22 protein-coding genes are annotated in these 21,607 nt (G+C 66.9%); 11 read left to right on the plus strand and 11 right to left on the minus strand.

Annotated elements, in window-relative coordinates; genetic code table 11:
• Window positions 1-16 precede the first annotated feature (16 nt).
• From PKE72_RS04960 to PKE72_RS04985, 6 genes are all read left to right on the plus strand, one after another.
• On the plus strand, window positions 17-1,546 hold the full coding sequence (locus PKE72_RS04960) for a tryptophan halogenase family protein (RefSeq protein ID WP_271164274.1): 1,530 nt from the start codon (window positions 17-19) through the stop codon (window positions 1,544-1,546).
• A gap of 8 nt (window positions 1,547-1,554) precedes the next feature.
• The gene (locus PKE72_RS04965) at window positions 1,555-3,099 is read left to right on the plus strand and encodes a tryptophan halogenase family protein (RefSeq protein WP_271164275.1); all 1,545 of its coding nucleotides are present in this window, start codon (window positions 1,555-1,557) and stop codon (window positions 3,097-3,099) included.
• A gap of 66 nt (window positions 3,100-3,165) precedes the next feature.
• A complete protein-coding gene (locus PKE72_RS04970; protein WP_271164276.1) occupies window positions 3,166-4,206 on the plus strand; it encodes a LacI family DNA-binding transcriptional regulator in 1,041 nt (346 codons plus the stop codon).
• Window positions 4,207-4,362: 156 nt separating this feature from the next.
• Window positions 4,363-6,870, plus strand: a complete 2,508-nt coding sequence (locus PKE72_RS04975) for a TonB-dependent receptor (protein ID WP_271164277.1) — start codon at window positions 4,363-4,365, stop codon at window positions 6,868-6,870.
• 10 nt (window positions 6,871-6,880) lie between these two features.
• Entirely contained in the window at window positions 6,881-8,392 is a 1,512-nt protein-coding gene (locus PKE72_RS04980; RefSeq protein WP_271164278.1) for an alkaline phosphatase D family protein, read from the plus strand.
• Between the two features lie 27 nt (window positions 8,393-8,419).
• A complete protein-coding gene (locus PKE72_RS04985) occupies window positions 8,420-8,578 on the plus strand; it encodes a hypothetical protein (protein WP_271164279.1) in 159 nt (52 codons plus the stop codon).
• On the opposite strand, the gene PKE72_RS04990 is transcribed toward PKE72_RS04985, so the two are convergent.
• Genes PKE72_RS04990 through PKE72_RS05020 form a run of 7 tightly spaced genes read right to left on the minus strand, consistent with a single transcriptional unit; the run spans window position 8,562 to window position 14,960 of the window.
• Window positions 8,562-9,806 (minus strand): MFS transporter, encoded by a 1,245-nt coding sequence (locus PKE72_RS04990; protein WP_271164280.1) that lies wholly within the window; start codon window positions 9,804-9,806, stop codon window positions 8,562-8,564. The two genes, PKE72_RS04985 and PKE72_RS04990, sit on opposite strands and share 17 nt — an antisense overlap.
• A gap of 10 nt (window positions 9,807-9,816) precedes the next feature.
• Window positions 9,817-11,730 (minus strand): 1-deoxy-D-xylulose-5-phosphate synthase, encoded by a 1,914-nt coding sequence (dxs, locus tag PKE72_RS04995; RefSeq protein ID WP_271164678.1) that lies wholly within the window; start codon window positions 11,728-11,730, stop codon window positions 9,817-9,819.
• Between the two features lie 57 nt (window positions 11,731-11,787).
• Complete coding sequence (locus tag PKE72_RS05000) at window positions 11,788-12,663, minus strand: polyprenyl synthetase family protein (protein ID WP_271164679.1); 876 nt, start codon at window positions 12,661-12,663, stop codon at window positions 11,788-11,790.
• 35 nt (window positions 12,664-12,698) lie between these two features.
• On the minus strand, window positions 12,699-13,040 hold the full coding sequence (locus PKE72_RS05005) for a tRNA-binding protein (RefSeq protein ID WP_271164281.1): 342 nt from the start codon (window positions 13,038-13,040) through the stop codon (window positions 12,699-12,701).
• Window positions 13,037-13,288 (minus strand): exodeoxyribonuclease VII small subunit, encoded by a 252-nt coding sequence (locus PKE72_RS05010; RefSeq protein WP_271164282.1) that lies wholly within the window; start codon window positions 13,286-13,288, stop codon window positions 13,037-13,039. The genes PKE72_RS05005 and PKE72_RS05010 overlap by 4 nt, the downstream gene beginning before the upstream one ends.
• Before the next feature lie 48 nt (window positions 13,289-13,336).
• Window positions 13,337-13,999, minus strand: coding sequence for a histidine phosphatase family protein (locus PKE72_RS05015; protein WP_271164680.1), 663 nt, complete (start codon window positions 13,997-13,999; stop codon window positions 13,337-13,339).
• Between the two features lie 40 nt (window positions 14,000-14,039).
• Complete coding sequence (locus tag PKE72_RS05020; protein ID WP_271164681.1) at window positions 14,040-14,960, minus strand: histone deacetylase family protein; 921 nt, start codon at window positions 14,958-14,960, stop codon at window positions 14,040-14,042.
• 73 nt (window positions 14,961-15,033) lie between these two features.
• Here PKE72_RS05020 and PKE72_RS05025 point away from each other — a divergent pair, with 73 nt between their 5' ends.
• The 5 genes from PKE72_RS05025 to PKE72_RS05045 all read left to right on the plus strand — a co-directional run bounded on the left by PKE72_RS05025 (window position 15,034) and on the right by PKE72_RS05045 (window position 19,373).
• Window positions 15,034-15,561 carry a GNAT family N-acetyltransferase gene (locus PKE72_RS05025; RefSeq protein ID WP_271164283.1) on the plus strand — a complete coding sequence of 176 codons (528 nt, stop codon included), beginning with the start codon at window positions 15,034-15,036 and terminating at the stop codon, window positions 15,559-15,561.
• A 46-nt stretch (window positions 15,562-15,607) separates the two neighbouring features.
• Window positions 15,608-16,264: a hypothetical protein gene (locus PKE72_RS05030; protein ID WP_271164284.1), complete on the plus strand. Its 657-nt coding sequence runs from the start codon at window positions 15,608-15,610 to the stop codon at window positions 16,262-16,264.
• A 41-nt stretch (window positions 16,265-16,305) separates the two neighbouring features.
• Entirely contained in the window at window positions 16,306-17,484 is a 1,179-nt protein-coding gene (locus tag PKE72_RS05035) for a vWA domain-containing protein (protein ID WP_271164285.1), read from the plus strand.
• Between the two features lie 53 nt (window positions 17,485-17,537).
• On the plus strand, window positions 17,538-18,032 hold the full coding sequence (locus PKE72_RS05040; RefSeq protein WP_271164286.1) for a hypothetical protein: 495 nt from the start codon (window positions 17,538-17,540) through the stop codon (window positions 18,030-18,032).
• A 138-nt stretch (window positions 18,033-18,170) separates the two neighbouring features.
• Window positions 18,171-19,373 (plus strand): acyltransferase family protein, encoded by a 1,203-nt coding sequence (locus tag PKE72_RS05045; RefSeq protein WP_271164287.1) that lies wholly within the window; start codon window positions 18,171-18,173, stop codon window positions 19,371-19,373.
• Window positions 19,374-19,431: 58 nt separating this feature from the next.
• On the opposite strand, the gene PKE72_RS05050 is transcribed toward PKE72_RS05045, so the two are convergent.
• From PKE72_RS05050 to PKE72_RS05065, 4 genes are all read right to left on the minus strand, one after another.
• A complete protein-coding gene (locus PKE72_RS05050; RefSeq protein WP_271164288.1) occupies window positions 19,432-19,614 on the minus strand; it encodes a CsbD family protein in 183 nt (60 codons plus the stop codon).
• A gap of 85 nt (window positions 19,615-19,699) precedes the next feature.
• Complete coding sequence (locus tag PKE72_RS05055; protein WP_271164289.1) at window positions 19,700-20,143, minus strand: NUDIX domain-containing protein; 444 nt, start codon at window positions 20,141-20,143, stop codon at window positions 19,700-19,702.
• A 15-nt stretch (window positions 20,144-20,158) separates the two neighbouring features.
• Window positions 20,159-21,199, minus strand: coding sequence for a sensor histidine kinase (locus PKE72_RS05060; RefSeq protein WP_271164290.1), 1,041 nt, complete (start codon window positions 21,197-21,199; stop codon window positions 20,159-20,161).
• A complete protein-coding gene (locus PKE72_RS05065; protein ID WP_271164682.1) occupies window positions 21,196-21,597 on the minus strand; it encodes a response regulator in 402 nt (133 codons plus the stop codon). Before PKE72_RS05065 ends, PKE72_RS05060 begins: the two co-directional genes overlap by 4 nt.
• Between the last annotated feature and the right edge of the window lie 10 nt (window positions 21,598-21,607).

Raw genomic sequence — 21,607 nt, forward strand, 5'->3', positions numbered from 1 at the left:
GTATTGGTACCGAGCCATGGATGAGATCGACGATCCTCGCATCCGTTCCGTCGTCATCGTGGGCGGCGGCACCGCCGGCTGGATGACGGCTGCGGCCCTGGTTCAGCATTTCCGCACCACCCCGCTGAAGATCACGGTGGTCGAGTCCTCGGACATCGGCACGATCGGCGTGGGCGAGGCGACCATTCCCACCATCCGTCGGTTCTATGGGCAGCTGGGGCTGCGCGACGACGACGTGATGCGCGCCACCCAGGCGACGTGCAAACTGGGCATTCGTTTCATCGACTGGTCCGGGCCGGGCTCGGACTTCATCCACCCCTTCGGCCTATACGGGCAGGACGTGAAGGGGATCGGGTTTCATCATTACTGGCTGAAACAGCACCGCGCGGGCGAGACCGCGCCGCTGGCGGCCTATTCGCTGGGGGCGGCGCTGGCCGCCGGCGGCAAGTTCACCCTCCCCTCGCCCAATCCGCCGTCGTCGCTGTCGGTGTTCGACTGGGCCCTGCATCTGGACGCCGGCCTGTTCGCCCAGCATCTGCGCGCCTATGCCGAGGCGGGCGGCTGCGCCCGGATCGATGCGCGGATCCGCTCGGTCGAATTGCGGCCCGATGACGGGTTCGTGCGCGCCCTGACCCTGGACGACGGGCGCGAGGTCGAGGGCGATCTGTTCGTCGACTGTTCGGGCTTCAAGGGGCTGGTGATCGGCGAGGCGCTGGGGGTGGGGTTCGAGGACTGGGGCCGCTGGCTTCCGTGCGACGCCGCCTATGCGGTGCAGAGCGAGAACCGGCCCGGCGACGCGCCGGCGCCCTTCACCCGCGTCACCGCCCGCTCGGCCGGATGGCAGTGGGGCATCCCGCTGCGGCACCGGGCCGGCAACGGACTGGTCTTTTCCAGCGCCCATCTGAGCGACGATCAGGCCCTGGCCGAGCTCATGCCTCATCTGCTGGGCGATCCGTTGACGGAGCCGCGCCGCATTCCGTTCCGCCCCGGCCGTCGCACCCAGGCCTGGGCCAAGAACTGCGTCGCCATCGGCCTGTCGGCGGGCTTCCTGGAGCCGCTGGAGAGCACCAGCATCGCCTTGATCGAGACCGGGATCGAACGGCTGAAGGCCCTGTTTCCCGACCGCCGCTTCGCCCAGCCCATCCTGGACGAGTTCAATGATCAGACGGCGCGCGAGATGGAGCGGGTCCGCGACTTCATCATCCTGCACTACAAGCTGAACCGGCGAACCGACACCGACTTCTGGCGCGACTGCCGCGCGATGGCGATCCCCGAGACGCTGGAGCGCAAGATCGCCCTGTGGACCGCGCGAGGCCAGTTCGTCCGCTATCGTTGGGAGATGTTCCACCCGGCCAGCTGGCTGGCCATCTATGACGGCTTCGGCCTGTATCCCGACGGCCATGATCCGGCGGTCGATGCCATGGACCCCGCCTATCTGGCGCGCAGCCTGGCGGAGATGCGCGCCAATATCGCCGACCTGGTCGCCCGCACCCCCAATCACGCCCAATTCCTGGCCGGGCTCGATCCCGCCGCCTCTGCCGCATGAGACCCGACATGGACCAGCCCCGCCGCCCCCTGAAGAAGATCTGCATCGTCGGCGGGGGAACCGCCGGCTGGATCGCCGCCGCCTTGATGGCCGAGCATTTCAAGGGGCGGATGGCCGAGATCGAACTGGTCGAATCCGACGACATCGGCACGATCGGCGTCGGTGAATCGACCGTGCCGCCCTTCCTGGAACTGCTGGCCAAGCTTGGCGTCGACGAACGCGACTTCATCCAGAAGACCCAGGCCAGTTTCAAGCTGGGCATCCAGTTCGAAGACTGGACGCAGAAGGGCGAAAGCTATTTCCACCCGTTCGGCGCCATCGGGGTTCCGGTGGACGTCAGCGACTTCTATCCGGTCTGGCTGAAAGCGCGGATGCACGGCTATGACCGCCCGCTGATGGACTTCGCCGCCTCGGCCCGGATGGCGGCCCAGGGCCGGTTCATGCTGCCGTTCAAGGCCCAGCGCACCCCCATCGGCGGCGCCGTCTACGCGGTTCACGTCGACGCGAAACGGGTCGCCCGCTATCTGCGCGACTTCGCCGAGGCGCGGGGCGTCAAACGCACCGAAGGGATCGTCGAGGATGTGATGACGCGGCCCGACGGCTTCGTCAGCGGCCTGAAGCTGAAGTCGGGCCAGACGGTCGAGGCGGACTTCTTCATCGACTGCACCGGCTTCCGGTCCCTGCTGATCGGCAAGACCCTGGGCGTCGGCTATACGGACTGGTCCGAATGGCTGATGTGCGACCGGGCCATTGCAGTCCAGACCGAGAATGTGGGCCCGCCCAAGCCCTATACATTGGCCCAGGCCCAGGATTGCGGCTGGCGCTGGCGGATTCCGCTGCAACACCGGACCGGGAACGGCCATGTCTTCTGCAGCCGCTATATGTCCGACGACGAGGCGACGGCGCGCCTGTTGGAGCAGGTCGAAGGGCGGCCGGTGGTCAATCCGATGGTGGTCCCGTTCAAGACCGGGGTGCGCGAGAAGATCTGGGACAAGAACGTCCTGTCGCTGGGCCTGGCGAGCGGATTCATCGAGCCGCTGGAATCGACGGCCATCCACCTGATCTATCGCGGCATGGACTTCCTGTTCCGCCTGATGCCGGACCTGGACTGCGATCCGAACCTGGCGGCCGAGTACAATCGGCGGATGACCGTGGATTACGAGGAGATCCGCGACTTCATCATCCTGCACTACGCCCTGACGCGGCGAGACGACACGGCCTTCTGGCGGCAATGCCGGGACATGGTCCTGCCCGAGGGGCTGCAGCACAAGCTGGAGGTCTTCCGCGCCAACGGCAGCCTGGTCGAGGCGCTGGATCCGCTGTTCCGCAATGTCAGCTGGTACGCAGTGATGGATGGGATGGGCGTACGGCCGAGGTCCTATCCGCCGCTGGTGGACCGGATCGATTTCGCCGGCCTGACCGACGAGATGGACCGGGCCGCCGATATTCTGAACGCCTTCGTCGCCGATCTGCCGACGCACCAGGCCTTCATCGACACCCATTGTCCGGCCCCCTCCGTAGACCTGCCCGCGCCATTGGCCGTGCCGGCCTGACATCGGCGCGCTTGCCTTGGCGCGGCCAAGCCTGACACAATGACGGCGGGGATAAGGGATCAGAGTTTGCGCCGCGCCGTCACCATCAAACACGTCGCCGCTGAGGCGGGCGTTTCCCTGCAGACCGTGTCGCGGGTCATCAACAACGAGCCGAACGTTCGCCCCGTGGTGCAGGAGCGAGTGCGCGCCGCCGTGGCCAAGCTGGGCTATGTCCCCAGTCTGGCGGCGCGGCGAATGGGGGGGTCACGCTCCTATCTGCTGATGGCGCTGAACGATCGGGACCGGACCATCGAGGGCTGGAAGTCCGGCGAAGGCACCGACTGGGTCGATCAGATGCTGATGGGCGGCATGCTGAAGTGTGAGGCCCACGGCTATCGGATGATCTTCGAACTGGTCGACACCCATTCCGATCATGTCGACGCCGCCGTGCGCGGGGCGATTGCGGCCTTGCACCCCGACGGTGTCATCCTGACCCCGCCGCACAGCGAAAACCCCGCTATCACCGGCCTGTTGAGCCGGCTGGGCCTGCCCTTCGCCCGCATCGCCTCCATCGCCGAGGGAGACGGGTTCGCCGTGTCGATGGACGACGCCAAGGCGTCCGCCTTCGCCGTCGATCACCTGCTGGGCCTGGGCCATGTCCGTGTGGGATTCATCACCGGCAGCGAGGAATACGCCGTCAGCGGTGCGCGACTGGACGGCTATCGGCAGGCCATGGGAGCCTCGGCCCATGGGCTGGACGAAACCCTGATCGCGCGGGGAGATTTCTCCTATGAGTCGGGCGTGGCCGCCATGGAGGCGCTTCTGGCCCTGCCGTCGCGGCCCACGGCCGTCCTGGCCAGCAACGACCGCATGGCCCACGCGGCCCTGCGCACGGCCAAACGGCATGGCTTGTCGGCGCCCGCAGACCTTTCGGTCATCAGTTTCGACAACACGCCCCTGGCCCGGTTCGCCGACATGACCGCCGTCATCCAGCCGATCGCCGAAATGAGCGCCGTGGCCGCCGAACTGCTGATCCGCTCCACAGCCGGCGAAGCCGAACTGCCCCGGCAGAGCATGGTCGATTTCGGCTTTGCCCCGAGAGGCTCAACAGCCGCGCCGAAAGCCTGAACCACCGTCAGAGGCCTCGGCGGTTAATGAAACGTACACGGCTGGAATGTCTTTCATCCGCCGCCTCAACGTCATCCATCAGCATTCCCAGCGTCGTCTCAACGACATCGCCGCCGGTTACTGATCGCCGTTCAGGCCAAGCTGGGGGAAAACACGATGGCGAATGAATTCAAGACGCGGCTTATGGCTGCGGCGGCGATGACCGGCGCGATGGCGGCGGCGCACGGGGTGCAGGCCCAGACGACGGAGCCGGCGAGCCTCGACGAGATCATCGTCACGGCCCAGTTGCGCGAACAGAAGACGATCGAGGTGCCGTTCGCCCTGACCGCCTATTCCGGCCAGTTCCTGGAAGACCTGGGCATTCAGGAGTTTGAACAGCTGTCGGCCTTCGTGCCCGGTTTCCTGGTGCAGAACCAGTCGCCCAACAACCCGGGCTTCGTGATGCGCGGCATCACCTCCGACTCGGGCGCCGCCACGGCCGAGGCCCGCGTGTCAGTGTTCCAGGACGGCGTGTCGATCTCCAAGTCGCGCGGCTCCTATGTCGAACTGTTCGATCTGGAGCGGGTCGAAATCGCCAAGGGTCCGCAGTCGACCCTGTACGGCCGCGGCGCCCTGATCGGCGCGGTGAACCTGGTCCAGAACCGCGCCCAGCCCGGCGAGACCGAAGCCTACGCCAATATCGAGGCCGGCAACGAAGACTACCGGATGGTCGAGGGCGCGCTGAACCTGCCCGTCGGCGAGACGGCCGGCCTGCGCGTCGCCACCCGCCTGAAGACGCGCGGCGGTTCGGTCGAGAACCTGCTGGGCGGCGAGGACTACAACGCCATCGAGACCAAGGCCGTGCGCCTGTCGGGCGCCTGGGCGCCGTCGGACGCCATGCGGTTCGACGTGATCGGCAACTATCAGAACGACAACGCTTCGGGCACCTCGTTCAAGTCCATGGCCTATGAGCCCGCCAATCCGACCACCGGCGCCGTTCTGGGCGGCAAAGAGCCCTGGGAGGGCGCGGCCCTGACGCCGGGCGCCGACTTCGACGGCGGCAAGACCCTGGGCCTGAGCCGCGAAGTCTGGGGCGTGACCGGTCTGGCGCGGATCGACCTGAACGCGGCCTGGAGCCTGAACTCGACCACCGCCTATCGCGAGTTCGACAACTACGAGACCTTCGACGCGGACGGCGTCTCCCTGCCGATCCTGACGGCGGCGGAAGAGACCCATGGCGAGCAATGGAGCCAGGACCTGCGCTTGGGCTTCGACAACGGCGGCCGCCTGACGGGCTTCGTCGGCGCCGGCTGGTTCCATGAGGAAGGCTATCAGCGCACGCCGACCCAGTGGAACGAAGCCGCAGCCCTGGCGCAACTGTCCGGCCTGCTGGACGGATCGCCGACGACGGTCGGCGACAACACCCTGCCGGTCTCGGCCTATCCGACCGTGGCGCGCAGCATCCTCGCCTCGCTGTTGACCCCGCTGGGCGCCGGCGCCCTGGCCACGCCGATCACCGCCAATCTGGACTCGAACCATATCGAGACCCCGATCAACAGCTCGGAGCTGACGTCCTATGACGTCTTCGCCGACGCCACCTACGCCTTCACCGACCGGTTCGAGATGTCGGCCGGGGTGCGCTACACCCGCGACGACAAGACGACGGGCTACGCCAGCTCGGTCGAGAGCCGCTCTGCCCTGGGCGCCCTGCTGGCGATCCAGGCCGGCGCGATCCCGGCGGCCCAGTTGCCGGCCTTCCTGTCGGCCATGGCGAGCCCGGCCTTCGCCAGCCTGCCGGCCAGCGCCTTACCGCTGTTCGGCCTGACGTCGCAGCCGACCGCCAACAACGGCGACTTCTCCTACTATGACTCGGAAGACGACGGCGTGACCTGGCGGGTGACGGCCCGCTACGAACTGACAGACGACACCAATGTCTACGCCAACTATGCGCGTGGCCGTCGCCCGGAAGTGATCAGCGCCTCGGGCCCGTCCGCTCCCGGCGGAGCGCCGACCTTCAGCCCGGTCGACGCCGAGACGGTCGACAGCTACGAGATCGGGGCCAAGTCGGCCCTGCTGGACGGACGGCTGCGCGTTGATGGCGCGGTCTTCCTGTACAACTACGAAAACTTCCAGACGACGATCCAGGAAGGCACGCAGACGATCACGACTAACGCGGGCGAGGCCAAGTCCTACGGCTTCGAGGGTCAGGCGAACTTCGCCGTGGCGTCGATGCTCGATCTGTTCGCCACCTATGCCTACAACCACTCGCGCTTCGAGAACGGCATCTACGAAGGCAACCAGTTCCGCCTGTCGCCGGACAACGCCGCCTCGATCGGCGCGACCTGGCGCCTGCCGGTCGCCGGCGGCGAGATCGAGGTCCAGCCGACCTATACCTGGCAGTCCAAGGTCTTCTTCGACGACGACAACGACATCCCGGCCCTGCAGACCAGCAATATCGTCGCCGACCTGGTCCAGGACGAATACCAGGACGCCTATGGCCTGCTGAACCTGCGGGTCCGCTACACCCCGGAAGGCGGGAACTGGGGCGTCGAGGCCTTCGGCGAGAACGTGCTGGACGAGGAATATATCAAGGACGCCGGCAACACCGGCGACGCCCTGGGCATGCCGACCTTCATCGCCGGTCGTCCGGCGGCGTACGGCCTGGTGTTCAAGCTGAAACTGTAAGGATCGAACCATGACTCTGGATCGCCGCAGCCTTCTGGGACTGCTCGGCGCGGGGGCGGCGACGCCCGCCGTCGCCGCCCAGGCCGCCCACACCGGTCAGGTCGCCTTCCTTCATGGGGTGGCCAGCGGCGATCCGGATCAGCATTCGGCGGTCTTCTGGACGCGCGTCACCCCAACCGATCCGTCGGTCGGGGAGATCGCCGTGGTGCTGGAGGTGGCTCATGACGCGAGCTTCAGCGCCACGGTCCGTCGTTCGACGGGCCTGAGCGCCCTGGCCGAGCGCGACTTCACCGTCAAACACGATCTGGACGGCCAGGGCCTGGAGCCAGGCCGCGAATATTTCTACCGTTTCATCGCCAATGGCGTGACCTCGCCGGTCGGGCGGGTCCGCACCTTGGCTGCGAACGCCACGCCTCAAGTGAACCTGGCGGTCGTGTCCTGCCAACTCTATCCCGGCGGATTGTTCAACGCCTATGAGGCGATCTCGCAACTGGAGCGGCTGGACGCGGTCGTCCACCTGGGCGACTACATCTACGAATACGGCGCTGCGGCCGACGACTATGGCATGACCACCGGCGCAGCCCTGAACCGGGCGCCGCTGCCCCCGCATGAGATCGTCAGTCTGGCTGACTATCGGACGCGCCACGCCCAGTACAAGACCGACCCCGATCTGCAGGCCGCCCACGCCCGCGCCGCCTTCATCTGCGTCTGGGACGACCACGAGGTCGCCAACGACGCCTGGATGCTGGGGGCCGAGAACCATCAGTCGGCGACCGAAGGCGACTTCGCGACGCGCAAGGCCGCGGCCATGCGCGCCTATTACGAATGGATGCCGATCCGCGAGGCCAAGGCCGGCGGCCTGAAGGAGGCGATCAACCGCAGCTTCCACTTCGGCGACCTGGCCAGCCTGCATATGGTGGAGACACGTCTTCTGGCCCGCGCCGAGCAGATGGATTTCGCCAATATCCCCAAGGCCGCCGACGGCCGTCCCGACCTCGCCGCCTTCGAGGCCCAACGCCAGGATCCGTCGCGCGACCTTTTGGGCGCGGACCAAAGGCGCTGGCTGGGTGAGGCTATGAGCCAATCCAAGGCCGCAGGTCGTCCGTGGCAAATCCTGGGCAACCAGGTCGTGATGGCCCGGGTCAAGGGACCGAATATCGAAGAAATGGTCCCGCCGGCCCAGCTGGCTCAGATGATCGCCGGCCTGCCCGCCGAGTACCAGCCCCAGGTGCAGGCTGCGATCCAGCTGTTCAAGCTGGGCCTGCCGTTCAACCTCGACAGCTGGGACGGATATCCGGCCGGGCGCGAGCGCCTGTATGAGACGATGAAACAGGCCGGGGTCGAACCCATTGTCTTGGCCGGCGACAGCCATGCCTTCTGGGTCAACGAACTGCACGACAACGGCGGCCAGCGTCGGGCGGTCGAATTCGGAACCTCTTCCGTCTCAAGCCCTTCGCCGGGCGATCTGGTGGCCGGCTTGCCGCTGGGCCTGGCGCTTCAGGCCGCCAATCCCGAGATCTAGTTCTGCGACCAGTCGGCCAAGGGCTATGTGCTGCTGACCCTGGAGCGGGATCAGGCGGTGGGTGAACTGCGCACCGTCTCGACCATCCTGGCTAAGCCGTATGAGAAGAAGACGTTGAAAACCTATCGGCTGGCGCGGACCGAGACCGGTCTGGGTCCGCTGGAAGAGGTCACCTCACCCGCCTGATCGAAGCCACAGCCAGGGTCGCCCCGCCGAAACAGGCGGTGGCGGCCAGGAACAGGCTGCGGAAGTCCAGGCCCAGGGTCTCCAGCAGGACCAGGGCGATCAGGGGGGCGATCGCCTGAGGCAGGGTCACGGCCAGATTGATCAGGCCCAGGTCCTTGCCCCGGTCCTCGACCGAGGGAAGCACATCGGTCATCAGGGCGATGTCGATGGCGCCATAGCAGCCCTGGCCCACCCCATAGAGGGCGAAAGCCGCGACCACGGTCGTCCAGTCCTGAGTGGTCGCCATGACCCCCGCCGCAATGGCCAACAACACCCCGCCCGCGATGGCCAGCGGCTTTCGCCGCGTGATCCGCGAGCCGCCCATGGCGACGATAGTGCTGACGCCGACCACGCCGACCACGGCGATGGCGGTCAGCAGCGAATGACCGGCCTCGGCAGAGCGTCCGGGGAACAGGCGCGGGAACCCGATGGCGTCGGCGATGTAGAACAGCAGATAGAAGGCCACCAGCGAATAGCCGGTGACGACCAGGAACCGATACGACCAGGCCAAGGTGAAGTCGCGAACGGCGAAGGGCCGGAGCAGACTGGGCAAGGAAAAGCCCGACAAGGGCGCCCGCACCCGGTCGGCCGGCACGGGATCCTCACGCGACAGCAGGGCGAACGGGACGGTCGCGACCAGAACGACGGCGGCCAGGGTGGCGAAGCGCGCGACCTCGTCCTGCGGCCCCCAGGCCATAACGACCGAGCCGATCATGGCGGCCAGCGGATAGCCCATGCCCATGACCGCAGACATGGCGCTGCGCCGGTTTTCCGGCACGCGGTCGGCGAACAGGGCGATCAGCGGGGCCAGCAGGATATTGAAGGTCAGCTGGAAACAGACCAGACCCAACACCAGGCCCAGAGGAGTCGAGGACTGCTGGATGGCGGCGTAGCTGCCCATCGTCAGCACGGCGCCAACCACGATCCAGGGTCGCCGTCGGCCGTGCCGCGACCGAGTCCGGTCGCTGAGGGCGCCGCCGATGATATTGCCGACCCCGGCCGCCATACAGCCCCAGAACAGGGCCTGGCTGAGCAGAGGTCCCTTGGCCTGGCCGTCGATCAGCTCGGCGTGGAGGGGCGCGAGCACCTGAAGCAGGGGCGCGACGCCGATGAAGGCGCCGATATAGGCGACGGCGTAACCGATCAGGAAGGCCGACCCGACCGGCCGGGGAGACGCGCCGGCGGTCATGCTTCTGGTCTCAGGCCCGTACGGCTCGGGTCGCTTCGACCCCCAGCGCGGTCAGGGTCGCCGCCGCGATATGTTCGGCGTTCAAGCCCGCCTGGGCGTACATGGCGGTCGGGGCGTCCTGGTCCTGGAAGACGTCGGGCAGGTTCAGGGTGCGGACCTTGAGGCCGCGATCCAGCGCCCCCTTCTCGGCGAGCAGTTGCAGAACGAAGGCGCCGAAACCGCCCATGGCCCCCTCCTCCACAGTGATCAGGGCCTCGTGCTCGCGCGCCAGACGCAGGATCAGGTCGGCGTCCAGCGGCTTGGCGAAGCGGGCGTCGGCGACAGTGGCGGACACGCCCCGGGCCGCCAGCAGATCGGCGGCCTTCAACGATTCCTGCAAGCGGGTGCCCAGGGACAGGATGGCGACGGACGTGCCCTCGCGCACGATCCGGCCGCGGCCGATCTCGAACGGGGCGGCCAGTTCGGGAATCTCGACGCCGACACCGTCGCCGCGCGGATAGCGGAAGGCGCTGGGGCGGTCGTCGATGGCCAGGCTGGTCGAGATCATGCCCGCCAGCTCGGCCTCGTCCGCGGCTGCCATCAGCACCATGCCGGGCAAGGCGCCCATGAAGCCGATGTCGAACGACCCGGCATGGGTCGCCCCGTCGGCGCCGACCAGACCGGCCCGGTCCATGGCGAACCGCACCGGCAGCGACTGGATCGCCACGTCGTGGACGACCTGGTCATAGCCGCGCTGAAGGAAGGTCGAATAGATGGCGCAGACCGGCTTCATCCCGTCGGCGGCGAGACCTGCGGCGAAAGTGACGGCGTGCTGTTCGGCGATGCCGACGTCATAGGTCCGCTCGGGGAAGGCCTGACCGAACAGGTCCAGACCCGTGCCCGACGGCATGGCGGCGGTGATGGCCACGATCGAGGGGTCGATCTTGGCGTGTTTGATCAGCTCAGTCCCGAACACCTTGGTGTAGCTGGGGGCGTTGGAGACGGACTTGGCCTGTTTGCCCGAGACGACGTCGAACTTGACGACCGCGTGCAGTTTGTCGGCGCTGCTCTCGGCCGGAGCGTAGCCCTTGCCCTTTTGCGTGACGACATGGACCAAGACCGGACGATCCTCGATGGCCGCCGCCTTCTTCAGGATCGGGACCAGGTTCTCCATGTCATGCCCGTCGATGGGGCCGACGTAATAGAAGCCCAGTTCCTCGAACAGGGTGCCGCCGGTGACCATGCCGCGGGCGTATTCCTCGGCCTTCTTGGCGGCGTTGCGGAAGGGGCGCGGCAGGTGCTGGGCGACCGAACGGCCCAGCCGACGGACGTTCTGGTAGGCGCCGCCGGACACGAGACCGGCTAAATAGGCGCTCATCCCCCCGACCGGCGGGGCGATGGACATGTCGTTGTCGTTCAGGATGACCATCAGCTGGCCGTTGGTCGCCTCGGCCGCGTTGTTCATCGCCTCATAGGCCATGCCGGCGGACATGGAGCCGTCGCCGATGACCGCGACCACCTTGTTCTTCTCGCCCTTCTGGTCGCGCGCAGCGGCGAAACCGAGGGCGGCGCTGATCGAGGTCGAGGCGTGGGCGGCGCCGAAGGGATCGTATTCGCTCTCGCTGCGCTTGGTGAAGCCCGACAGGCCGCCGGGCTGGCGCAGGGTGCGGATCCGGTCGCGACGACCGGTCAGGATCTTGTGCGGATAGCACTGGTGGCCGACGTCCCAGATCAGAATGTCCTTAGGCGTCTCGAACACATGGTGAAGGGCCGTGGTCAGCTCGACCACGCCCAGGCCGGCGCCCAGGTGGCCGCCCGTGACCGAGACGGCGTCGATGGTCTCGGCCCGCACTTCTTGCGCCAGCTGCTTCAGCTGGGCGATGTCGAAGCCCCGCATGTCGGCGGGAAACTTGACGGTGTCGAGAAGCGGGGTGTCGGGCATCAGCCGGTAAAACCTTGAAAGTCTGATCGATCATCCCCTGAGGGAGATCGACGTTTCGTATCAGGACCGGCGCTTTAGCACAAAGTCCACGCTCGCCTTGAGGATTTCCGCCTCGTGACCAAAGGGCTCAAGATGGGCACGAGCCTGGTCGGACAGGTGCGCGACCCTCTGTCGCGCCGCGTCGAGCCCCAGCAGGGTGACGAAATTGGTCTTGCCCAGGGCGGCATCCTTGCCGCCGGCGGCCTTGCCCATCTCCTCGGCCGAACCTTCCGCATCCAGAAGATCATCGACGATCTGATAGGCCAGTCCGACGTCGTGGGCGAAACTGATCAGGGCGTGCTGATGCTGGGCTGAGGCGTCGGCGATGATCAGCGGAATCTCGAAGGCGTAGGCGAACAGGGCGCCGGTCTTCAGCCGCTGCATCCGGGCCACCCCGCCCAGGTCGTCGCGCACGCCCAACAGATCGATCATCTGACCGCCGGCCATGCCCCGCGCGCCCGAAGCCAACGACAGCCGCGCCGCCAGTTCGCACCGCACGGCCGCGTCGTCGTGGGTGTCCTCGTGCAGGATAATGTCGAAGGCCGCCGTCTGAAGCGCATCGCCGGCCAGGACCGCTGTGGCCTCGTCATAGGCGCGGTGAACGGTCGGGCGGCCGCGCCGCATGTCGTCGTCGTCCATACAGGGCAGGTCATCGTGAACCAGGCTGTAGGCGTGGACGCATTCCAGGGCGCAGGCGGCGCGCAGCACCGACCGTTCGTCGATGTCGAACAGCCGCGCCGCCTCCAGGGCGAAGAAGGGCCGCAGCCGTTTGCCGGGACCGAGCGCCGCATAGCGCATGGCCTCGGTCAGGCGGGCCTCCGGCCCCTCGGCGCGCGGCAGCAGTTCGTCGAGCGCCACGGTCACCAGGTCCGCGACTTCGGCGACCCGGTCGATCACGGCCTGCTCGGGCGAGTTGGCGGCGAGGATATGGGTCAAAACAGTCGCCCGCCCAGCGGCAGGTCGCGATCCACGCCGACCAGCACCACCTCGCCGTCCGCGTCGGGGAAACCCAGGGTCAGGACCTCGGACTTCACCGGCCCGATCTGGCGCGGCGGGAAGTTGACCACAGCCGCGACCTTGCGGCCTTCCAGTTCTTCCAGCGTGTAGTGGCGGGTGATCTGGGCCGACGATTTCTTGACGCCGATCTCGGGGCCGAAGTCGATCTGCAGCTTGAAGGCCGGTTTGCGCGCCTCGGGGAAGGCTTCCGCCTTGACGATCCGGCCGACGCGGATGTCGACCTTCATGAAGTCGTCGAAGGTGATCGCCTGCGTCATTCGAACGACGCCGCCTCGACGCCCTTGGCCTGACCGTCCGGTCCGACCACGATCTTCTCGACGCGCAGCTGGGCCGCCTTCAGACGGGCCTCGCAATGGGCCTTCAGCTTCGCGCCCTCTTCGTACAAGGCGATGGATTCCTCCAGCGGCGCCTGGCCTGATTCCAGGCGCGAGACGATGGTCTCCAGGCGCTGAAGGGCGTCTTCGAAGCTGAGGTCTGCAGAGATGGCGGCGGCGGTATCGGTCATGGCGCGGACCCTAGAGGGGGTCGAAGCCCGCATCAACGGTGGATGCGGCTATCGCTTCTCGTAGCGGCGCTGGGACCAGTATTTGAACCCTTGATTATGCACCAGTTTCCAGCCGTCGGCCTTCAGCCGGGCGCCGACCATGTGATTGAAATAACCGTGGGCGAAGACCAGCACGTCCTGGCCGGTTTCGGCGCGGGCGATCAGTTTGCGCGCGGCCTGTTCGGCGCGGGTCTCGGCCTGGGCGCGGGTTTCCTGGCCGCCGTGGTGGTCGAAGGCGTGCCACCAGAAGCGCGACACCACGCCCCACCATTTCGGCGACAGCCTGATCCAGTCGGGGATGGGCGGCGGCGGCAGGGGCGCCTCGATGAACAGGACGTCCGACATCACCTCGCGCCCGGCGGCGACGGCGGCGGCGGTTTCCTGGGCGCGCTGACGGGTCGAGGCGTAGATGGCGCCGGCGCCCTGGGCCGTGGCGATCAATTCCGGCGGCGGGGTCTGGCCGGCCAGCAGGCCGCCGATCTCGTATTTCGCCCACCAGTCGCCGTACTGACGCGCGGTGATCAGGCATTTGCGCGACAGGGCGGGCTCCCCGTGGCGCGTCAGGGTGATGGCGCCCGGCCGCACGCCGACTAAGGCGCGGGACGCAGAGGCCCCGGCCGGCTGGGCGGCAGAGTCTTCGGTCGAATCGAGGGACAGGGCGGGGGATGACATGGCGATCGGACGGGCCTTAAGTTTCAAGGCGTTGTACGTCCTATTCCTCCCCGAGCGCGGCGACGTGTGCGACCGCAGAGCGGCCTAGTCCTTCAAGGTCGTAACCGCCCTCGAGCGCGGACACAACCTTGCCTGCGCAGGTCCGGCGCGCGACCTCCAGAACAGCGCGGGTCGCCCAGGCGAAATCTTCGGCCTCCAGCGACTGGTGCGCCAGGGGATCGCGGCGGTGCGCGTCGAAACCAGCCGAGATCAGGATCAGGTCCGGCCGGAAGGCGTCCAGCGCCGGCATCAGTCCGCCGGCGAAGGTCGCGCGCCAGGCCTCGCGCGCCGCATGGGGCGCAACAGGGGCGTTGACGATATTGCCGACGCCGGTCTCGGACGCCGCGCCTGTGCCGGGGTACAGGGGCATCTGGTGGATCGAGGCGAGGAACAGGCTGTCGTCGTGCTGGAACGCGGCCTGGGTGCCGTTGCCGTGGTGAACGTCGAAATCGACCACCGCCACCCGGGCCATGCCTTCGGCCTGAGCCACGCGCGCCGCCACCGCGACGGACGAGAAGAGGCAGAAGCCCATGGCGCGATCCGGCTCGGCATGGTGGCCGGGGGGTCGAACGGCGGCGAAGGCGCGGTTCATCTCGCCGCGCGCCACGGCCCGGACCGCGTCGATCGCCGCCCCCGCCGCCAGCCGCGCCGCCGTAACACTGCCGGGCGACAGCACGGTGTCGGCGTCGAGCGCGTTCAGCCCCTGCGCCGGCGAGGCGTCCAGCAGGCGGGCGACATAGGCGGCCGGGTGAACCCGCTCCAGGTCGGCGACTTCGGCCAGGGTCGCGGCGCGCCGGTCGGCGGTCAGACCCGCATCGTCCAAGGCATCCAGCACGGCCTTGAGGCGCGCGGGGCTTTCGGGATGACCGACGCCCGGCGCATGGGCCAGCATCGACGGATGGGTGAACAGGGGCACGGACATTTCAGTCACGATACGCCGCCGCCTCCGCCTTGTCGCCGGTGACGCGCGCCTCGCCCCATTGTAGAGCCGGATCATGACCGAGACCCTGATCCGCCCTGCCCGCCTCGAAGACGCCGAACCCCTGGGCGCCCTCGGTCGGCAGACCTTCATCGACACCTTCGTGACCGGTTTCGGCATCCCCTATCCCGAGGCGGATCTGAAGGCCTTCCTGGACGCCAGTTTCGATCCCGAGCCGACGCTGAAAAAGCTGGCCGAACCGGGCTGCGCCTGGTGGGTGGCCGAGCGGGACGGCGAACTGCTGGCCTTCGCCAACGCCGGTCCCAACAGCCTGCCCCACCCCGACGCACGGCCGGAGCATATGGAACTGCGGCGCCTGTATGTGTCGCAGGCCGCGCAGGGTCTGGGCCTGGGCACGAAATTGCTGACCCTGTCGCTGGACTGGATGCAGGCCCATAGTCACGGTCCGCTGTGGATCGGCGTCTGGAGCGGCAACGAAAAGGCCCAGCGTCTTTACACCGCCTATGGGTTCGAGAAGGCGGGCGAGTATGAGTACCCGGTCGGCGCCTGGCGTGACCACGAGTTCATCTTGCGGCGCGGATAGACGAGGCCTATCAAAACAACCGGGGATATTTGATCCGGGGGACGAAATGATACGTCGAATCTCGCCGACCCTATTTGCAATTTTCCTCTTGGCGAGCCCCGTCGCCGCGCAGGAAGTCGCCGGCGCTCCACATGACCCCGTGGCGGCCAAGGCGGAGGGCGATCGCATTCTGGCAGAGGGTCGAGCAGCCGACGTGTTCGACAATATCACTGAAGACGGGGTCACCCGGCTACGCCACAAGGCCAGCGGCATGATCTGCATCTTCGACGCCGCAGCAAGAGGCAATGTCGTTCGCATCTATCCGCAAAGCCGTATGACGCCCAACCGTGGCGACGACGTCAGTTGCGGCAGCACCCTTATGGGCGCGACTTTCACAATCTACGCCACCCGTTATCAGGTGATGCCGAGCGAAGCGCAGGACATGGCCAGTTCCGTGGCGGGAATTCGAGATAACTGGTCCAATGTGCAGCCGCTTACGGGAGCCTTTGGTGTAGCATCGGTGGAGGGACGCCCCACGCCTCTTTTTGCCGCGTTCAAGGGACGTCATCCCTACGGATGGGACGCTTCAACCTTCATCATCCTCACTCATATCGATGGATGGTCATTCAAGACCCGCGCATCCGGCCCCGTCGCCGATGCAGACACCATCGCCTTGACTGCTGGATTGATGTCGGTTTCCAGCATTCCGCCACCAAAGAACTAAGCCACATGACGGCGTCAACGACGCCGTCGTATAGTGTAGCCATGCTCCTGCCCTTCTTCACCGCCCTGCGCGACGCCAAGGTTCCGGTGTCGATGAAGGAATGGCTCCATCTGATGGAGGCGATGGATCGCGACCTGGCCGGGCGCGAGATCGAGGCCTTCTATCACTTGTCGCGCGCGGTGCTGGTCAAGGACGAGAAACACTATGACCGGTTCGACCAGGTGTTCGGGACCGTGTTCAAGGGCGTCGAATCGATCGGCGCGGGCGAGGACCTGACCACCGACATCCCCGAGGACTGGCTACGGCTACTGACCGAAAAATATCTGACCGACGAGGAGAAGGCGCAGATCGAGGCGCTGGGCGGCTTCGACAAGCTGATGGAGACTCTGAAACAGCGGCTGGAGGAGCAGAAGGAACGCCATTCCGGCGGGTCGAAATGGATCGGCACGGGCGGGACCAGCCCCTTCGGCCACGGCGGCTATAATCCCGAGGGCGTCCGCATCGGCGGACCGGGCCGGCATGGCCGGGCGGTCAAGGTGTGGGAGAAGCGCGAGTTCCGGAACCTGGACGACACGGTCGAACTGGGCACGCGCAACATCAAGGTGGCGCTGCGTCGGCTGCGCCGGTTCGCCCGCGAAGGGGCAGCGGAAGAGCTGGACATCGACGGCACCATCGACGGCACGGCCCGCCAGGGCTGGCTGGACATCCAGATGCGGCCCGAGCGGCGCAATACGATCAAGGTCCTGCTGTTCCTGGACATCGGCGGGTCCATGGACGGGCATATCAAGCTGGTGGAGGAGCTGTTCTCGGCCGCCCGGACCGAGTTCAAGAACCTGGAATTCTTCTACTTCCACAATTGCCTGTACGAGGGCGTCTGGAAGGACAACCGCCGGCGTCATACTGAGCGGATCGCAACCTGGGACCTGCTGAACAAATATCCCGGCGACTGGCGCGCCATCTTCGTCGGCGATGCGACCATGTCGCCCTATGAGATCACCATGCCGGGCGGTTCGGTCGAGCACTGGAACGAGGAGGCCGGCGCGGTGTGGATGAAGCGGGCCCGACAGCAGTGGGAAAAGTCCGTGTGGCTGAACCCGGTGCAGGAGCGGTACTGGAGCTATACCGCTTCCGTCGGCCTGCTGCGCGAGGTGATGGACGACCGAATGTTCCCGCTGACGCTCGAGGGGCTCGACAAGGCGATGCGGGCGCTGACAAGGTAGTTTTCGCGTCCGGGGCGAACCGCCCCCTGGATAGTGTAAGAGAGGCCTGAGACATGCTCGCCGCCTTCGCTCTGTTTCTTCTGGCCCAACAGGCCGCCCCGGCCGTGGTCTGGGAGACGCCGCCCGTCGCCGTCGCCGAAGCGCCCCCGCCCCTGGCGGCGCACACCGTGCCGCAATGGGGGCTCGCCGATCCGTTCGGCTACGAGCGGGCGCGGTGCAGTCCGCAGCTACGCGGCGCCCGGTCGCTGGAGGTGTGTCAGGCCGAGGTGCGGGCCCAGCTCGCCCTGGCCCTGGGACCGGACCTGCCCGACGCCCTGCGCCCGGCGGGCATGGCGGGCGACTGTCAAATGACTCAAGCCGCGGAACGCGGCGGCTCGGCCTACGGGCTGCAATGCGGCCCCCAATCCCGCGCGCCGACGGATTCTCCCCTGCCCAAGGAGGTGGACTGCCGCCCCCGTCCTGTCGAGGGGGGCTTCAGCTCCGAATGCCGGCCGGTCGGTGAGACGGAGGACAAGGGGTTGAAGCTGAAGCTGTGGGGTAACGACTGACGGTTCGCCGTCCTCCAAAGCCAAGGCGCGCGATCCCGGCGCAAAGCTTGTATGTCGCCCTGGTCCAACCCTCGTCAGCACTGTGTTTGAGAACGTTCTCAGCCGTGCTAATTTCGTTGAGTTTGTCAGGGGGCAGCGATGAGTTCGGGTGAGGGTGAACGGCTGACCGCGCTGGATGTGCTGCGTGGCCTGGCGGTGGCGGGGATGATCCTGGTGGTCAGCCCGGGCGATTGGGGAATGACGTGGAGCGGGTTGCAGCACGCGGCATGGGACGGCTGGCGCCTGGCCGACATGGTGTTTCCGACATTCCTGTTCAGCGTGGGCCTGGCCATCGCCCTGTCCTTTCCGCGCGCCTTTGATCCGGCGGCGCAACGCGCCTTCTGGCTCAGGGTGGGACAGCGGGTCTTGTTGCTGATCGCGCTGGGGCTGGTTCTGGAGGCGACCTATAATCTGAGCCTGGCCTTGGGCGGCGGCGGGCCGGGTCAGGCTGATCTGGGACATCTACGCCTGCCCGGGGTGCTGCAGCGGATCGCCCTCTGCTATGGTCTGGCGGTGCTCGCCGTCGTCGCCACCGGACGGATCGCCACGCAGCGGATCAGCCTGCGTCCCGCCCCCGTGGCCGTTGTCATCGTTACGGTGCTGATCGGTTACTGGCTGTTGCTGACCTTCACGCCCGTGCCGGGCTACGGCGTCGGACGACTGGATCCAGAAGGCAACCTGGGGGCCTTCATTGATCGGGCCGTGTTTACGCCTCCGCATCTGTGGCCGCTGGGCTGGGCCGAGCCGGGCGGGCCGGTGGTCTATGACCCGGAGGGCCTGGTCTCGACCCTGCCAGCGACGACCAATGTGCTGTTCGGGGTTTTGGCCGGACACGTCGTCTCCACTCGAGCTGCGCGGGCGCCGCTGATCCTGGCCAGCTCTGGCCTCGGCCTCCTCCTCATCGGCCTTGCGCTGGACCCGGTCTTCGTCATCAACAAGCGGATCTGGACCTCCAGCTTCGCCCTCCTGAGCAGCGGCTTTTCATTCATGGTCCTGGCCGCCTTAATAGCGGTTACAGGGCAAAGGGTCATCGACATGCTGTCGACGCCGTTCCGCATCCTGGGCGGAAACGCCATAGCCGCCTTCGTCCTCTCGACCCTTTTGGGACGACTGTACGGCCTGCCCCTGCTCCCCAGCGCCGAGGCCGTTCAGCGAACGCCGCAAGGCTGGCTCAACGCCCGGATGCTGTCGGTGTTCGGAGAACCGTATTGGGCCTCCTTCGCCTGCGCCGTCCTGATGGTCTCGGTGGTGACGCTGATCCTGACGCCGCTCCATCGGCGGGCCATACACATCCGCCTTTGACCAAAAGAAAGGGCCGCCGGCGAACCGGCGACCCTGACTTCATCCTGATCGGGTTTGATCAGTTACGATTGTCGCGAAGACTGTCCTTCACGCCGCCGACGGCGTTCTGGACCTTGCCCTCGACCTGATCGGCCTTGCCTTCGGCCTGCAGTTTGGAATCGCCGGTCAGCTTGCCCGCGCCTTCCTTGATCTTGCCGCCGATGTTCTTGGCGGAGCCTTCGATACGGTCATGATCAGCCATGGGAATTCTCCTTTTCGAGCGACGCCGTCATGGCGCCGGGACGTGAAAGGAGAACGGGACGATCGCCCGCCTTGTTCCGTAAGGTTCAGCTTGCCCGACGCAGCCAGACCGCGACGGCCCAGGCGTGGGCGTCGTGGCGGAGGCGCGACAGAGCCACGGTCGGCTCCAGCCAGACCAGGGTGTGGTCTTCCTCGCACTTGGCGTCGGGGTTCTCGGCCGTGACCGATGCAGTCCAGAAGCCGCCGACATTATAGAGCGGCTCGCCGTTGCTCTTCAGATGATACTGGCCGGCTTCGGCGATGCGGTTCATGGGCGCAACGCAGAGCCCCGTTTCCTCGACGAACTCGCGCACCAGCGCCTCGACCTCGGTTTCCTCGCCGTCCACCGCGCCGCCGGGCAGGTCGAAATAGGCGCCGGCCGGACGCTCCACCCGGACGCAGGCGATCAGGCCTTCACGTTCAACGACGCCGAAGGCGGTCGCGCGATGGCGGTAATCAAGAGCGGGATTGCGAAGGCCAAACTGGAGCATGACGGATGTCCGACCTCAGAGGTCGAAGGCCAGCCTGGCGCGCACGCCCTTGTGAGCCCCGTCGAACTCGACCGCCGAGCGCAGGCCCGAGGCCATGGCCGAGATGATCTTGCCGCCCAGGCCGGTGCCCTTGGGCGTTCCGTCGCCCAGGCCGGGACCGTCGTCCTCGACAGTCAATATGGCGCGATGCTCGCCATCGGGTTTCAGGCTGATGCGGATCTCGCCGCCCTGCCCCGGCTGATAGGCGTATTTCACAGCATTGGTGACCAGCTCGGCGACGACGACGCCCAGGGACACGGCCTGGTCGGTCGTGACCCACATGGGGGCGGCGTCCACGACCAGACGGGGGGAGCCCTCGCCCGGACCGACCGACTTGGACAGTTCGTCCATCAGCCCTTCCAGATAATCGTCCATGGCCACGCGGCTCATGTCGCCCGAGGTATAGAGGCGGCGATGGACGTGGGCCACGGCCTCGATCCGCGCCTGGCATTCGCGCAGGGCTTCGCGGGCGCGCTCGTCGTCGATGTGCCGCATCTGCAGGGACATGAAGCTGGACACCAGCTGCAGCGAGTTGCCGACGCGGTGGTTGACCTCGCGCAGCATGGCCTCGGCGCGGTCACGGGCCAGGCGGATTTCCTCCTGCGCGATCTCGTTTTCACGCTGCAGCCGGCGGCGCAGCAGGGCGTCCTCGAGCGCGGAACGCAGCAGGGAGGTAAAGTCCTCGGAGACGTCCTTGATCACATAGTCGGCGGCGCCGGCGCGCAGGGCGGCGACGGCGATCCGCCCGTCCTGGGCGCCGGTGACATAGACGATGGGCGGCGGCGCGGTCAGGGCCAGGATGTCCGGCAGGACGTCCAGCCCGTCGCGGGTGGGCATATAGTGGTCCAGGGCGCAGACGTCGTATTCGTTGACCGCAAGCAGGGCCAGGCCCGCGTCCCCGTCGGGGGCGCTGGTCACGGCATAGCCGTGGCGGCCCAACTCCTTCTCGACCAAGCGCGACAGACCGCGATCATCGTCGATATAGAGCAGGCGAATGGCGCCCGAGGTTTCGATCACTCGATCTCCGGCGCCTGCATCACCGACAGGAACAGACCCAACTGGCGGATCGCGCCGGCGAAGGACTCATAGTCCACAGGCTTGGTGATATAGACGTTGCAGCCCAGATCGTAGCAGCGCTGGATCTCGACCTTGTCGTCCGTCGTGGTCAGGACGACCACGGGCGCGCGCTTCAGGCGATCGTCACCCTTGACCCGCTCCAGAATGTCCGTTCCCGACATGTCGGGCAGATTGAGGTCCAGCAGGATCAGCAGCGGCCCATTGGCCAGTATCTCGGGGCTGAACAGATAATCGAGGGCCGCGCCGCCTTCGTCGAAATGCTTGATCTCGTTGTTGATGTTGGCGCGACGGATGTTTTTTTCGATCAGCTTGGCGTGACCGTGGTCGTCCTCGACCATGATGATTTTG

Origin of the sequence: Brevundimonas intermedia (assembly GCF_027922165.1) — a bacterium.
Lineage (GTDB): Bacteria > Pseudomonadota > Alphaproteobacteria > Caulobacterales > Caulobacteraceae > Brevundimonas > Brevundimonas intermedia.